Below are 15,303 nucleotides of genomic sequence, written 5' to 3'. Positions count from 1 at the left end.
GGGCACGCCGGGCACGCCGGGCACGCCGGGCACGCCGGGCACGCCGGGCACGCCGGGCACGCCGGGCACGCCGGGCACGCCGGGCACGCCGGGCACGCCGGGCACGCCGGGCACGCCGGGCACGCCGGGCACGCCGGGGCATTGAAGCGGCCGCGACGACCCGGCGGGTCCGGCCGGGCTCAGCGGGACCGGAACGTGATCGCCAGCGGGGTCGCCAGGAACACCGACGAGTACGTGCCGGCCGCGATGCCGATCAGCAGCGCGACCGCGAAGTCGACCAGGGACGCACCGCCGAACACGGCCAGCGCGGTCAGGATGAACACCGCTCCCAGGCCGGTGTTGACGGTGCGCGGGACGGTTTGCAGGCACGCGGCGTTGGCCAGCCGCGCGAACGGAGTTCGCAACCTCGGGCTGATCTTCCGTTGGCCGCGCACCAGCTCCCGGATCCGGTCGAACACCACCACCGAGTCGTTGACCGAGTATCCGACGACGGTCAGCAACGCCGCCAGGAACACCCCGTCGACGGGCTTGCCGAGCCAGGCGAACACGCCGACCAGGATGACCACGTCGTGCGCCATCGCCAGCACCACGGCGGCGCCCCAGCGCCACTGGAACCGCAGCGCCAGGTACGCCAGCTGCGCTCCCAGGGCGATGGCCACCGCCAGCAGCGCCTTGTCGCGCAGTTCGGCGCCGAGGCTGGGGCCGACCTTGTCGTCGCGCATCGGCTGCACGTTGCCGCCGCCGGCCGCGCTGAGCGACTCGCGTACGCGGTGCTCCGTGGCGTCGTCGAAGGTGCCGGCGCGTACCGTGATGTGGTCCCGGCCGATCTGGGTGACCACCGCCCGGTCCAGGCCCGCGGTGGCGACCGCCGCCCGGGCCGTGTCGCCCGGCAGCGGCTGACTCGTGGCGTATTCGACCATCCGGCCACCGGTGAACTCCACGCCGAGGTTGATGCCGCGCACCGCGACGCCGCCGATCGCGAGCAGCACCGCCGCCGCCGACACGGCCAGCCAGAGCCGGCGCCGGCCCATCAGGTCGGGGCCGCGGTCCGCGATCGCCCGGCGCACCCAGCCGGCGTGGGCCAGCCCGCTCCACCGGGGGCGGACCGTGAGCCAGCGCCGGCGCAGCAGCGCCTCGGCCGGCAGCCGGGTGAGCACCAGCGCGGTGAACATGGAGGCCAGCACGCCGATCCCGAGGGTCACCCCGAAGCCGCGCACCGGGCCGGTGGCCAGGAAGAACAGCAGGCCGGCGGCGACCAGGGTGGTCACGTTGGAATCGACGATCGCCGACCAGGCCCGGGCGAAGCCGGCGCGCAGCGCGCTGCGCAGCGTGGGCTTGCCGGCGTACTCCTCCCTGGCCCGTTCGAAGACCAGGACGTTGGCGTCGACGGCCATCCCGATGGCCAGCACGAAGCCGGCCAGGCCGGGCAGGGTCAGGGTGGCGCCGATCGCCAGCAGGGCCGCATAGGACACGAACCCGTATGCCACCAGCGCCGCCGCCGCCAGCACGCCGACGAGGCGGTACACCGCCACGATGAACGCCATGGTCGCGAGCGCGCCGAGCAGCGCGGCCTGCGCCGAGGCGTCGATCGCCTGCCGGCCCAGGGTGGGGCCGACCGTTTGCTGCTGGATGATGTCCACCGGCACCGGCAGCGCGCCGGCCCTGATCAGCAGGGCGAGGTCGCGTGCGTCGGCCGCGGTGAACGAGCCGGTGATCCGCATGGCCTCGCCGGCGAAGCCGACCTCGCAGATCGCACCCTCGCCCACCTGCGGCGAGGTGATCACCTGATCGTCGAGCAGGATGGCGACCCGCCGGGCCGGGTCGCCCGGCGGGGCGCAGGCGGCCTGGGCGGACAGCCGGCGCCAGCCCTGGGCGCCGTCCCCGGCGAAGTCGACGTCGACCTGCCAGCCGTCCGGCGGCTCGGTGCCGGCCCGCGCGTCGTCGATCTGCTGACCGGACAGCGCGACCGGCCCCAGCCGCAGCGGGGTGCCGCGCTCGTCGGGCACGACGACCTCGCCGGCCGCCGGCGTCGCGCCGGGGGTGCCGGCCGGTCCCAGGACCGGCCGGAAGGTCAGTTGCGCGGTGCGGCCGATGACCTCGGCCGCCTCCCGCGCGTCGGTGACACCGGGCAGTTCGACGATGATCCGCCGATCACCGGAGCGGACCAGCGTCGGCTCGGCCACGCCGAGCTCGTCGACCCGCCGGCGCAGCACCTCCATGGCCTGGTCGGTGGTGGTGGCGTCGGCCCGGGTCTGGGCGCCGTCACGGGTTTGCAGGACGATCTGGGTTCCGCCGCGCAGGTCAAGCCCGAGCCGCGCCGGCCGGGTGGCGACGAGCCACCCGGATACGACGAGCACGACGAGGGCGAGAAATGCGCTCACGGCAGTAGCGCGCGACACGATGGGGTTTCTCCTCAAGCGGGGTGGTGCCGGTCAGGACGGGGCGTCTACCGCACGCCGTCCCGGCGGACCCCGGCCCTGATAGGCCTCGTGCCGCGCCTGCGCCTGGTGCCCGTCGACGTCCTGCCGCTGGTGCCACCACGCGGCGAGCCCGGCGCCGGCCCGCGCCGGCAGCCAGCCGATCGCACCCAGGTCCGGGGCGACTGCGCCCGGCCTGCCGCCCGCGTCAACCCGGACGTCCGGGCGCTGCCCGGCGGCGTGCTGCCCCGACGCGCCGACGACCTGAATCGCCAGCGGCGCGTGGCCCGGCCCCACCTCGGAGGTCGCGGCGACCACCGACGTGGCGAACAGCAGCGCCACGACGGCGGACAGGTGCGCCCACCGGCGCCACCGCGCCGTGTGCGTTCCGCCCTCGGCCGCCATGGCTGCACGGTACGCCGCAGGGGGCGGTCCCGGTGCCCCGAGTCGGGTTTCAGGCCCGGCGCGGGGGAGCCGTGCTGGCGCGGAGCACCAGGCGGGTCGGCACCAGCACCGTGCCCGGCCCCTCGGGCTCGTTGCGGATCTGCCGCAGCAGACCCTGCACGCAGCGCCGCCCCACCTCGGCGAAGTCCTGGTGCACGGTGGTCAGCGGCGGGATGAACGACCCCGCGTCCGGGATGTCGTCGAAGCCGACGATGCTCACGTCCTGCGGGACCGTGCGGCCGCGTTCGTGGAACGCCCGCAGCAGGCCCAGCGCCATCTGGTCGTTGGCGGCGAACACGGCCGTGCACTCCGGCTCCGCGACCAGGGCCAGCCCGGCGCGGTAACCGGACTCGGCCGACCAGTCGCCGCGCTGCACCGGCGGCACGGCCCGGCCCGCCTCCAGCAGGGTGCGGCGCCACGCCTGGGTGCGGCGCTCGCTCGCGAACGACTCCGCAGGGCCGGTGACGTGCCAGACCGTCTCGTGGCCCAGCTCCAGCAGGTGCCGCACGGCCTGCCGGGCGCCGTCGGCCTGGTCGGTGTCCACCACCGGGTAGCGGTCGCCGGCGTCGGAGTCGACCACCACCACCTGCACGCCGGGCGGCAGGTTCAGGTTCGCCGCGTCGAGCAGGTGTACTTCCATGATCACGATGATGCCGTCGACCGCCAGCTCGCCGAGCCGGGAGAACGCCCCGAGCACGCCGTCCTGGGTGGGCACCGCCACCGGGATCAGGGTGATCGCGTACCCCTCCTTCGCGGCGTAGCCCGCGATGGCCTCGACCGTGCGGCTGTTGCCGGTGGTCGCCAGGGTGAACAGGATGACGCCGAGGGTGCGGAACTCGCCGCGCTTGAGTGCCCGGGCGGCGCTGTTGGGCCGGTAGCCGAGCTGCTGCATCGCGGTCAGCACCTGCAGGCGGGTCGACTCGACGACGCCGGGGTGCCCGGTCGAGACGCGCGACACCGTCTGCGACGAGACTCCGGCGAGCCGGGCGACGTCCGCCATCGAGACCCCACGGCCGGGGCGGCGGGTTCGGCCAGGGGTCATCGTTGGCAACTCCTTCTTGACGAGCTGGAAACGCAGTGAAACTATCACCCCGATGTTTACGTAAACATCACATCGCTCATCTCCGTGAAATATGGCAGCCTGAGGCACCCGCGGACCCGATGTTTACGTAAACATCTGGGAGTCGCCGACGCAACGCCGATCGGCGGGAAGGATTGAGACCGCATGACCGACACCCTGGTGGTGAGCACCAGACGCCGATCCTGGGCGGGCTGGAAGTTCGTCGGCCCGTTCATGGCCGTCTTCGCGCTGGTCTTCCTGGCGCCGATCGGGTACTCGATCTACCTGAGCCTCTATCGCAACCGGCTGATCGGCGGTAACTCGTTCGTCGGGATCGACAACTACACGCAGGCCGTCCAGGACCCCCAGTTCTGGTCCGGGTTCGGCCGCGTCGCACTCTTCCTGGTCATCCAGGTGCCGATCATGCTGATCCTGGCCCTGATGGTGGCGCTCGCCATCGACAGCGGCCGGCTGTACGGCAAGGCCTTCTTCCGGGTCACCATCTTCCTGCCGTACGCGGTGCCCGCCGTGGTCGCCACGTTCATGTGGGGCTTCATGTACAGCAACCAGTTCGGCCTGGTCGGCAACATCAACGAGGCGCTCGGCATCACGCTGCCCGAGCCGCTGTCCGCGAACCTTGCGCTCGCGTCCATCGGCAACATCGTGACCTGGGAATTCGTCGGCTACAACATGTTGATCTTCTACTCGGCGCTGCGCGTCGTGCCGGCCTCGCTCTACGAGTCGGCCGAGATCGACGGCGCCGGGGCGTTCCGGATCATCACGGCGATCAAGCTGCCGGCCATCCGCGGCGCGCTGGTGATCGCCACGATCTTCTCGGTGATCGGCAGCTTCCAGTTGTTCAACGAGCCGGCCATCATGCGGCCGCTGGCGCGCAACGTGCTCACCACCGACTACACCCCCAACATGTACGCCTACACGCTGTCCTTCGCCGGCCAGCAGTACAACTACGCCGCCACGGTCGCGATCATCATGGGCGTCATCACGATGGTCATCGCCTACGTCGTTCAGCTGCGCGGCACGAGGGAGAAATAATGACCGCGACCGTGCAGTCTCCTCGGCGTGCGAAGGACGCCGCGCCGGTCCGGCGCAAGCCCTACCGCCGTGGCAACCGGCGCAGCCTGACGCTGACCCTGCTCACCGGCGTCGTCGCGATCTACAGCCTGGTCCCGCTGTTCTGGCTGGTGGTCAACGCGACGAAGACGCCGGAGGGCCTGCTCGGCTCGTTCGGCCTCTGGTTCGACGACGGCGAGTTCGCGCTCTTCGACAACATCGCCCAGACCTTCACCTACGACGACGGTGCCTTCGTCCGCTGGCTGGGCAACACCGTGATGTACGTGGTGGTCGGTGCCGGCGGCGCGACGCTGCTCGCCACCCTGGCCGGCTACGGCCTGGCGAAGTTCAACTTCGTGGGCAAGCGCGCGGTCTTCGCCACCGTGATCGGCGCGGTCGCCGTGCCCGGCACGGCGCTGGCCGTACCCACGTTCCTCATGTTCAGCAAGATGGGCCTGACCAACACCCCGTGGTCGGTGATCATCCCGTCGCTGGTCTCGCCGTTCGGGCTCTACCTGATGTGGACCTTCTCCGCGCAGGCGATCCCGGACGAGATGCTCGAGGCCGCCCGGATGGACGGTGCGGGCGAGTTCCGCACGTTCCTCCGGATCTCCGTGCCGCTGCTGGGCCCCGGCATCGTCACGGTCCTGCTCTTCACCATGGTCGCGACCTGGAACAACTACTTCCTCCCGCTGATCATGCTGAAGGACCCGGCCTGGTATCCGCTCACCATCGGCCTCAACGCCTGGAACGACCAGGCGCAGACGGTGGGTGGTCAGGCTGTGTTCAATCTCGTCATCACCGGATCGCTTCTCACGATCCTGCCGCTCCTCGCGGCTTTCCTCCTGCTGCAGCGTTACTGGCAGTCCGGCCTCACCGCCGGCAGCGTCAAAGAGTGAAATCCCCGAAAGGATACTAATGTCTAGATTTATCAAGGTGGCCGCTGCCGCGACCGCCGCCATGCTGGCGCTCGCCGCCTGCGGCGGCGGTGGCGACACGACCACTGACACCTCCGCGGCCAAGGGCTCCGAGGCCGACGTCACCGCGGCGCTCGCCAAGGGTGGCAACCTCACGGTGTGGGCCTGGGACGGCACCGTCAAGGACGTGGCCGCGGGCTTCGAGAAGAAGTACCCGAACGTCAAGATCAACCTGGTCAGCGCCCTCTCCGGCGACAAGCACTACACGGCGCTGCAGAACGCGGTCGCGGCCGGCAGCGGCGGTCCCGACGTCGCGCAGGTCGAGTACTTCGCGGTGCTCCAGTTCGCCCTGTCGAAGGCGCTCGCCAACCTCAGCGGGTACGGCGCCGAGAGCCTGAAGAGCGAGTTCACCCCGGGCCCGTGGGCCGCGGTCACCCCGAACGGCGGAGTCTACGGCCTGCCGCTCGACTCCGGGCCGATGGCGATGTTCTACAACAAAGAGGTCTTCGACAAGGCCGGCATCACGGCGCCGCCGGCCACCTGGGCCGAGTACGTCGAGGCCGCGCGCAAGCTGCACACGGCCAACCCCAAGCAGTACATCACCGGCGACACCGGCGACGCCGGCTTCACCACCAGCATGATCTGGCAGGCCGGCGGCAAGCCGTACCAGGTGAGCGGCAACGACGTGACGATCAACTTCGCGGACCCGGGTGCGGCCAAGTACGCCACCACCTGGCAGCCGATGATCACCGAGAAGCTGGTCGCGTCGATCCCGCCGTGGACCGACGAGTGGTTCAAGGCGCTCGGCGACGGCACCATCGCCAGCCTGGTCACCGGCGCGTGGATGCCGGGCAACCTCGCCTCGGGCGCGAAGGCCGCCGCCGGCAAGTGGCGGGTCGCGCCGATGCCGCAGTGGGAGGCCGGCGGCAAGGCCACCGCGGAGAACGGCGGCAGCTCGCTGGGCGTCATGGACAAGTCGGCCAACAAGGCGCTGGCCTACGCGTTCGTCAAGTACGCGGCGGCGGAAGAAGGCAAGGACCTGCGGATCAAGGCCGGCGCGTTCCCGTCGACCACCAAGGACCTCAACTCGCCCGAGTTCCTCGGCACGGAGTTCCCGTACTTCGGCGGCCAGAAGGCCAACGAGATCCTCGCCCAGTCGGCCAAGGACGTCGTCAGCGGCTGGTCGTACCTGCCGTTCCAGGTCTACGCCAACAGCGTCTTCAACGACTCCGCGGGTAAGGCGTACGTCTCCGCCACCCCCTTGACCGACAGCCTGAAGGCGTGGGGCGAGCAGTCCGCGAAGTACGGCAAGGAGCAGGGCTTCACCGTCAAGTAGTGACACCCCGGAGGGGCCCGCGCCACCGCGCGGGCCCCTCGCACTATCCGGCAAGGAGAAACGTGAGTTCACCCCGTTGGCTGCGCCGCACCGGCACACCCCGCCTGGAGTACGGCGCCGACTACAACCCGGAGCAGTGGCCCCGCTCCACCTGGGACGACGACATCCAGGCCATGAGGGCGGCCGGTGTCACCATCGTCTCACTCGCGATCTTCTCCTGGGCTCGGCTCGAACCCGTCGAGGGCGAGTACAACTTCGGCTGGCTCGACGAGGTCATGGATCTGCTGCACGCGGGCGGCATCGCGGTCGACCTGGCCACCGCGACGGCGTCCCCGCCGCCGTGGCTGACCGCGAAGCACCCGGAGATCCTGCCCGTCGACGTCCACGGCGCGACGATCTGGCCGGGCGGCCGCCAGCACTGGCGGCCCACCTCGCCGGTCTTCCGCGAGCACGCGCTGCGGCTGGTCCGGATCATGGCCGAGCGCTACCGGGACCACCCGGCGCTGACCGCGTGGCACATCTCCAACGAGCTGGGCTGCCACAACATCTACGACTACTCCGACGACGCCGCGGCGGCGTTCCGCACCTGGCTCCGCGCCCGGTACGGCGACCTGGACGCGCTCAACGCGGCCTGGGGCACCGCCTTCTGGTCGCAGCACTACAGCGACTGGGCGCAGATCCTGCCGCCCCGGCAGGCGGCCACCCACCCGAACCCGACCCAGCAGCTCGACTTCAAGCGGTTCTCGTCCGACGCGCTCAAGGACTACCTGTGCGCCGAGCGTGACCTGCTGCGCGAGCTGACCCCCGAGGTGCCGATCACCACCAACTTCATGGTGATGGGCGAGATGAAGCCGATGAACTACGCCGACTGGGCGGCCGAGGTCGACTTCGTCTCCAACGACCACTACGTGCAGCTCGGCATGGGCCCGCGGGCCCAGGACGAGCTGTCCTTCTCGGCCAACCTGACCGGGCACATCGCCGGCGGCCGGCCGTGGTTCCTGATGGAGCACTCGACCAGCGCGGTGAACTGGCAGCCGATCAACGTGCCGAAGAAGCCGGGCGAGCTGGCCCGCGACTCGCTGACGCACGTGGCGCACGGCGCCGACGCGGTCTGCTTCTTCCAGTGGCGGCAGTCCCGGGCGGGTGCGGAGAAATACCACTCGGCGATGCTGCCGCACGCCGGGACCGACAGCGGGGTCTACCGGTCGGTGGCCCGGCTGGGCGAGACGCTGCGGCGGCTGGCCCCGATCGCGGGTACGGCGCAGACCCCGGCCCGCGCGGCGATCCTGTTCGACTGGACCTCGTGGTGGACCAGCGAGCAGGATTCGCACCCGACGGACCGGCTGCGGTACCGCCAGGAGGCGCTGGACTGGTATTCGGCGTTCCTCGGCCTCGGGGTCCGGGCGGACGTGGTGCCGGTCGGCGCGGACTTCTCCGGCTACGACGTCGTGGTGGCACCCGTGCTGCACGTCGTCCCGGCCGCGCTGGCCGAGCGGCTGGAGTCGTACGTCACCGGCGGTGGTCACCTGGTGACCACGTACTTCTCCGGCGTCGTCGACGAGCACGACCACGTCTGGCTGGGCGGCTACCCCGGTCCGCTGCGCGACCTGCTCGGCATCCGGATCGAGGAGTTCGCCCCGCTCGGCGACGACGAGCGGGCGGAGCTGGACAACGGCCTGGCCGGCACGCTGTGGACCGACGGCATCACGGTCACCGGGACGGACGTGGAGGTGCTGGCCTCGTACAAGGGCGGCGCCCCGGCGATCACCCGGCGCACGGCGGGCGCGGGCTCGGCCGCGTACGTCTCGACCCGGCTCGGCCCGGACGGCCTGGCGCCGGTGCTGCGCGATCTGCTGGACCGCGCCGGCCTGGACAGCGAGCTCCCGGCGGAGCTGCGCGGCCGGGTGGAGCTCGCGGTCCGCGGCGACTTCTGGTTCCTGATCAACCGCACGGCGGAGCCGGTCGAGCTGACCGGCCTGGCGGGCGAGGTCCTGCACGGCACGCCCGGTCTGCTGGAGCCCCGGGGAGTGGCCGTCCTGCGCCGCCCGTCCTGACGAACGGTCCCGCGCACCACTGGTTGCCCGTCCCGGCGAAAAAACTTCGCGGGGGCGGGCAACCTTTCGGCGCGGGTGGACCACTAGGGGGAAAGTGACCCGCGAGGAGGCCGTTCCATCCGGACCTCAACCGGCCTCCTCGCGGGCTTCTTACCCTCGTCGCCGCTGGGAAGAGACCCCATGGTTCGTATGCGCTTCGTGGTACCGGCCGCAGTGGCGACACGCTCGGCATCCTCGATACCCTCGGCCTGCTCCGTGAAGATCGATTGAACCCCGGCTGCTCCGGTTCCGTTTACCCCCACAGCCGGGGCAGCCGGTTTCCACCCGTACGACGGTCAGAAAGGATCGTGTGACGGACCCGGACGACGAGCGCGCCTTCCGGCGCTTCTTCGAGCAGCATCACGCGGACCTTTCACGACTGGCCTACCTCGTGACGGGTGAGTCCGGCGTGGCCGACGACCTGGCCGCGGACGCGTTCGTCGAGGTGTGGCGGCACTGGGAGCGGGTCCAGGCGGCGGACAGCCCGATCGCGTACGCCCGGGGCATCCTGGCCAACCTGGCCCGTCAGTGGATCAAGCGGCAGAGCCGGGAGCGGCTCGGACTGCTCGGGCTCGGCCTGCTGCGCCGCGACCGGGCGGAGCCGGACACGCCCGCGGTCCTCGACGTCCGGGCGGCCCTGCGGCAACTGCCGTTGCGGCGCCGCGAGTGCGTGGTCCTGCGGTATGCGTTCGACGTGCCGGAGCGCGAGGTCGCCGAGATCCTCGGCATCTCGGTCGGCGCGGTCAAGAGCCTGACGTCGCGGGGAGCGGCCCAGCTCAGCCTGTACCTGAAGGATCTGCCAGTGACGACGGGAGGACTGAGTGCGTCAGCAGGATGAACGCGACCTCCACACGGCGCTGCGCGAGGAGGCGGACCGGCACCGGCCGGACCGGGAGGCGATGCTGGACCGGGTGAACCAGGGCCGGGTCGCGCCCGCCCACCGGCCGTTCAGCCGGGCCTTCGCGCTGCTGCGGCCCGCCTCGGCCGCCCTGGCCGTGGCGGTCGTGCTGGTGCTGGCCGTCGCCGGGGTCCAGGTGGCGAACCGGGGGCCGGAGGCGGACGAGACCCCCGCGTCGGCCCCGTCGGTCCTGCCGGCGACGCCCTCCCGGGCACCCACGGCCGCGCCGAAGCCGTCCACCGCGGTGACGATCACGTCGAGGCCGTCCCGGCCCGCCGCGGGCACGACAAGCGCGCCGGACACGACGGGCACCACCAAGGCCGCGCCGTCCACCACGGTGCCGAAGACCGACCGGGACGGCTACCTGGCCGCGACCGGACAGGTCGACGCGGGCTCCAACGACACCTGGTCGCAGGGCAACCTGGTGCTGGAGACCACCCGTACGCTCACCGCCCTGGACCTCTCCGTCGAGGTCGCGCTCACGCCCGGGGTGGTCGAGACCGGCCGGTGGAGCACCGTGGCGGTCAACCTGATGACGATCACCAGCGGCCGGACCAACAAGAAGCTGACCTACCGCTTCACGCTGCAGCAGGGCGCCACCCTGGCGCCGGGCAAATACACCTTCGCGGTGCAGTTCAGCCACGGTGGCAAGCGGTCCGCGGCGGAGGACAGCTACGTCGCCAGGGTCACCGGGGAAGGCAAGGACGCGAAGGTCAGCGGCGGCTTCGCGGCGAAGTAGGCGCACCGGCTGCGGCCCGGCCCGGGGTTGCCGGGCCGGGCCGCGTCGGGGGGTCGCGGATTCCGCGGTCAGACGGCCGCGCAGGTGGCGGTCGGCGCCGTGTTGGTGCCGGTGAAACTGGCGGTGAAGCCCCAACTGGTGCTGCCGCCGGCCGGCAGCGTGCCGTTGTAGGACAGGTTCTTCGCGGTCACCGCGTCACCGGAGCCGGTGACGGCGGCGTTCCAGGTGTTGGTGAAGCGCTGGCCGCTGGGCCAGGTCCAGGTGACGGTCCACCCGGTGATCGCGGCGGCGCCGGCCTTGACGGTGACCGCGCCCTGGAAGCCGCCGCCCCACGAGCCGGTGACCGCGTAGCTCGCCGTGCACTGCCGGCCCGCGGGCGGCGGCGTGGACGGCGAGCTCGAGGGTGAGGACGGCGGCGTCGTCGTGGGCGGGGTGCCGCCGAACACCGACGCCTCCCGGGAGGTCGCCTTGATCCCGTTGGCGCCGTTGAACAGCCGCTGGCCCCAGGAGGTCAGCGCGGCGGCGCTGAAGTTGGTGACCATGTCCAGGTATTCCACGCCGCCGCCGTTGCCGCTCCACGACCAGCCGAGGTAGCCGATGCCGCGGGCCTGGGCGGTGGCCAGGATGGTGTCCTCGTCGGGGTCGCCGTCGGAGTGGTTGTGGCCGAACTCGCCGACCACGATCGGCAGGCCGGCCGTGACGAACCGGCCGAGGTAGTCGTTGATCTCCGCCGCGGTGTCGAAGACGCCGTACATGTGGATCGAGAAGATGGTGTTGCGCTGCGGGTCGGTGGCGAAGACCGAGGCGGCGTTGTCGCGCTGGACGAACTGCCAGTCCTGGCCCCAGTTGGGCGCGTCCACCATGATCGAGTGCTCGAAGCCGGCGGCGCGCAGCCGGGTGATCGCGTTCTTGGTGTCCGCGGTCCAGGCCGACGCGTTGGTGTTGCCGTACGGCTCGTTGCCGATGTTGAGGATGACGTAGCGCTCCTGGCCGGCGAGCGCGCTCTTGATGCTGATCCAGTAGTCGACCGCCTGGGCGAGGGTCGCGGCGCCGCTCTGCTCGCCGTACCCGGTGGTGTCGTGCGCCTCCAGCACGCAGATCAGGCGGTTGGCCTTGCACTGGCTGATCACGGCGGACACGTTGGCGGCGTTGTCGGGTCCCCAGCGCTGGCCGCTGCCGAGCACGATGCGCACCGTGTTGGCGCCGAGCGCCTTGATGTCGGCCAGCGCCTGGGGCGTCCGGTCTTGGTACCAGGTGTGCGCGTGGTTCACCCCGCGCATGACGAAGTTGTTGCCGTTGGCGTCCAGGATGCGGCCGCCGCTGACGGTGAAGCCGGCCGCCGCCTGTGCCGGTTGCGCCGCCAGGGTGACCAGGCCGGTCAGGGCAATCAGCAGGGCGGCCAGGCCGCCGAGGAGTCTGCGTCTCATGTGGTCCTCCATCGATATCGGAAGCGCTCCCAGGATCGATGGCCATCTTCCTATCTTACTCGGTTCAGCACTGTCAACACGCCAGAAACCTCCCCGTACCAGGGCGGTCATTTGTTTCCAGCTCTTGACAACGATATGACAACGGCCCACATTCATGGGAGCGCTCCCATGTTCACGTCCGTCGATGGCGCATCCCCGGCGCCGCAGCCGTGCCCTGGAGAGGACTCTCTTTGCGACGCCCAAGATTCGTCACCGCGGCCGCCGCCGCGCTGCTCATCGGCGCGACGATTTTCGTGGCCCAGGCGGCCGACCGTCCCCGGCCCGCCACCGCGGCCGCCGCCGCCGACGCGTACAGCTGGAAGAACGTACGGATCGACGGCGGCGGCTTCGTGCCCGGTCTGATCTTCAACCGGACCGAGAAGAACCTGATCTACGCGCGCACGGACATCGGCGGCGCCTACCGCTGGAACCAGGCGGGGCAGAGCTGGGTGCCGCTGCTGGACTGGGTGGGCCAGGACAACTGGGGCTACAACGGCGTCACGAGCATCGCCACCGACCCGGTCGAGCCGGCCCGGGTCTACGCGGCGGTGGGCATGTACACCAACAGCTGGGACCCCAACAACGGCGCGATCCTGCGCTCCACCGACCGCGGCGCCACCTGGCAGGTCACCAGGCTGCCCTTCAAGAACGGCGGCAACATGCCCGGCCGGGGCATGGGGGAGCGGCTCGCCATCGACCCGCACGACCACAGTCACGTGTTCTACGCCGCCGAGGGCGGCAACGGCCTGTGGCGCAGCACCGACTACGGCGCCACCTGGGCGAAGGTCACCGCGTTCCCGAACGCCGGCAACTACGTGCAGGACCCGGCCGACGCCAACGGCTATCTGAACCAGAACCAGGGCCTGACCTGGGTCACCTTCGACGACGTCAGCCGCGACGTCTACGTCGGCGTGGCGGACAAGCAGAACAACGTCTACCGCTCCACCGACGGCGGCAGCACCTGGGCGCGGGTGCCCGGACAGCCGACCGGATATGTCCCGCACAAGGGCGTCCTGGACTCGGTCAACCACTACCTCTACGTCGCCACCAGCGACACCGGCGGCCCGTACGAGGGTGCCAAGGGGCAGGTCTCGCGGCTGAACACGGTGACCGGGGAGTGGACCGACGTCAGCCCGGTCAAGCTCAGCGCCGGCGACGACCTCTACTTCGGCTACTCCGGGCTCACCGTCGACCGGCAGCGGCCCGGCACCCTGATGGTCGCCACCCAGATCTCCTGGTGGCCGGACGCGATCTTCTTCCGCAGCACCGACAACGGCGCCACCTGGACCCGGATCTGGGACTTCACCAGCTACCCGAGCATGTCCAAGCGCTACACCATGGACATCTCGGCGAACCCCTGGCTGGACTTCAACTCCAACCCGCAGCCGCCGGAGGCGACGCCCAAGCTCGGCTGGATGAACGAGTCGGTGGAGATCGACCCGCTGGACTCCAACCGGATGCTCTACGGCACCGGCGCCACCGTCTACAGCACCACCCAGCTGACCAACTGGGACGCCAACACCACCTTCACGATCAAGCCGATGGCCAGGGGCCTGGAGGAGACCGCGGTCCTCGACCTGGCCAGCCCGCCGTCGGGCGCCCCGCTGGTCAGCGCGCTCGGCGACATCGGCGGGTTCCACCACGCCGACCTCGACGCGGTGCCGGCGAGCTTCCACGACACCCCGAGCCTGGGCAGCAACACCAGCCTGGACTTCGCCGAGTCCAGCCCGGGCTTCTTCGTCCGGGTCGGCAACAACTCCGCGGCGCCGCACATCGGCGTCTCCAGCGACGGCGGCAAGAACTGGTACAACGGCCAGGAGCCGGCGGGCGTCACCGGCGGCGGCAAGGTCGCGGTGGGTGCGGACGCGAACTCCGTGGTCTGGGCTCCAGCCGGTGCCGACGTGCACTACTCGACCACCCGCGGCAGTTCCTGGACGAAGTCCACCGGGCTCCCGGCCGGCGCCGAGATCGTGAGCGACCGGGTCGACCCGAAGATCTTCTACGGGTACGCGGCCGGCAAGGTCTCCGTCAGCAGGGACGGCGGCGCGACCTTCACCGCCTCGGCGGCGACCGTCCCGGCCACCGGCACCGTGAAGCTGCACGCCGTGGCCGGCAGGACCGGCGACGTGTGGCTGGCGGGGGAGACCGGCCTGCTGCACTCCACCGACGCCGGTGCCACCTTCACCGCGGTCGCCGGGGTGAGCAAGGCCCTCAACGTCTCGACCGGCAAGGCCGCGCCGGGCGCCGGCTACCCGGCGGTCTTCACGATCGGCACGGTCGACGGCGTGGCCGGGGTGTTCCGCTCCGACAACGGCGGCGCGGCCTGGGTGCGGATCAACGACGACGCCCACCAGTACGGCAACGCGGGCGAGGCGCTGGCCGGCGACCCCCGGGTCTACGGCCGCGTCTACCTCGGCACCAACGGCCGGGGCATCCTCTACGCCGACCGGACGAGTACCTCCACGCCGTCACCCACGCCGTCCGTCTCGTCTTCCCCCTCCCCGTCCCCCTCTTCTTCCCCCTCCTCTTCGCCCACGCCGCCGGCGTCCGGTTGCGTCGCCTCCTACAAGATCACCGGCTCGTGGACCGGTGGCTTCCAGGGCGAGGTGACCGTCAAGAACACCGGCAGCGCACCCACCAGGACCTGGTCCGTCGGCTGGACCTACACCTCGGGGCAGGTCATGTCCCAGGTCTGGGGTGGCACCGGCGGTCAGACCGGCACGGCGGTGACCGTGCGCGACGCCGGCTGGAACGGCGTGCTGGCCGCGAACGCGACCACCACCTTCGGCTTCCTCGCCGCCACCACCGGCACCAACCCCGTTCCGTCGCCGATCACCTGTGCGGCCACGTCATGACCCCACC

General features: G+C 71.3%; 11 protein-coding genes. 7 read left to right on the top strand and 4 right to left on the bottom strand.

Annotated features, from left to right (window positions below):
• Nucleotides 1-179 precede the first annotated feature (179 nt).
• The 3 genes from secD to DMB66_RS46540 are packed head-to-tail and all read right to left on the bottom strand — an operon-like array spanning nt 180 to nt 3,903.
• Nucleotides 180-2,381 carry a protein translocase subunit SecD gene (gene secD, locus DMB66_RS46550; protein ID WP_199753027.1) on the bottom strand — a complete coding sequence of 734 codons (2,202 nt, stop codon included), beginning with the start codon at nt 2,379-2,381 and terminating at the stop codon, nt 180-182.
• A 51-nt stretch (nt 2,382-2,432) separates the two neighbouring features.
• The gene (locus tag DMB66_RS46545) at nt 2,433-2,822 is read right to left on the bottom strand and encodes a hypothetical protein (RefSeq protein ID WP_125810521.1); all 390 of its coding nucleotides are present in this window, start codon (nt 2,820-2,822) and stop codon (nt 2,433-2,435) included.
• 49 nt (nt 2,823-2,871) lie between these two features.
• On the bottom strand, nt 2,872-3,903 hold the full coding sequence (locus DMB66_RS46540) for a LacI family DNA-binding transcriptional regulator (protein WP_125810520.1): 1,032 nt from the start codon (nt 3,901-3,903) through the stop codon (nt 2,872-2,874).
• Nucleotides 3,904-4,086: 183 nt separating this feature from the next.
• Here DMB66_RS46540 and DMB66_RS46535 point away from each other — a divergent pair, with 183 nt between their 5' ends.
• The 6 genes from DMB66_RS46535 to DMB66_RS61795 all read left to right on the top strand — a co-directional run bounded on the left by DMB66_RS46535 (nt 4,087) and on the right by DMB66_RS61795 (nt 10,975).
• Complete coding sequence (locus DMB66_RS46535; protein ID WP_125810519.1) at nt 4,087-4,974, top strand: carbohydrate ABC transporter permease; 888 nt, start codon at nt 4,087-4,089, stop codon at nt 4,972-4,974.
• Entirely contained in the window at nt 4,974-5,891 is a 918-nt protein-coding gene (locus DMB66_RS46530; RefSeq protein WP_125810518.1) for a carbohydrate ABC transporter permease, read from the top strand. Before DMB66_RS46535 ends, DMB66_RS46530 begins: the two co-directional genes overlap by 1 nt.
• A gap of 19 nt (nt 5,892-5,910) precedes the next feature.
• The gene (locus DMB66_RS46525) at nt 5,911-7,245 is read left to right on the top strand and encodes a sugar ABC transporter substrate-binding protein (protein ID WP_125810517.1); all 1,335 of its coding nucleotides are present in this window, start codon (nt 5,911-5,913) and stop codon (nt 7,243-7,245) included.
• A 62-nt stretch (nt 7,246-7,307) separates the two neighbouring features.
• Nucleotides 7,308-9,299, top strand: a complete 1,992-nt coding sequence (locus DMB66_RS46520; protein ID WP_125810516.1) for a beta-galactosidase — start codon at nt 7,308-7,310, stop codon at nt 9,297-9,299.
• A gap of 349 nt (nt 9,300-9,648) precedes the next feature.
• On the top strand, nt 9,649-10,176 hold the full coding sequence (locus DMB66_RS46515; protein ID WP_125810515.1) for a SigE family RNA polymerase sigma factor: 528 nt from the start codon (nt 9,649-9,651) through the stop codon (nt 10,174-10,176).
• The gene (locus tag DMB66_RS61795; RefSeq protein ID WP_158647578.1) at nt 10,160-10,975 is read left to right on the top strand and encodes a hypothetical protein; all 816 of its coding nucleotides are present in this window, start codon (nt 10,160-10,162) and stop codon (nt 10,973-10,975) included. Before DMB66_RS46515 ends, DMB66_RS61795 begins: the two co-directional genes overlap by 17 nt.
• 68 nt (nt 10,976-11,043) lie before the next feature.
• On the opposite strand, the gene DMB66_RS46505 is transcribed toward DMB66_RS61795, so the two are convergent.
• Nucleotides 11,044-12,402, bottom strand: coding sequence for a cellulase family glycosylhydrolase (locus DMB66_RS46505; protein ID WP_125810513.1), 1,359 nt, complete (start codon nt 12,400-12,402; stop codon nt 11,044-11,046).
• 230 nt (nt 12,403-12,632) lie between these two features.
• Here DMB66_RS46505 and DMB66_RS46500 point away from each other — a divergent pair, with 230 nt between their 5' ends.
• Complete coding sequence (locus tag DMB66_RS46500) at nt 12,633-15,296, top strand: cellulose binding domain-containing protein (RefSeq protein WP_158647577.1); 2,664 nt, start codon at nt 12,633-12,635, stop codon at nt 15,294-15,296.
• Nucleotides 15,297-15,303: the final 7 nt, after the last annotated feature.

The organism is Actinoplanes sp. ATCC 53533 (assembly GCF_003947245.1).
The sequence above is the reverse complement of the archived record's forward strand: the minus strand, read 5'-3'. Positions and strand labels throughout refer to the sequence as shown.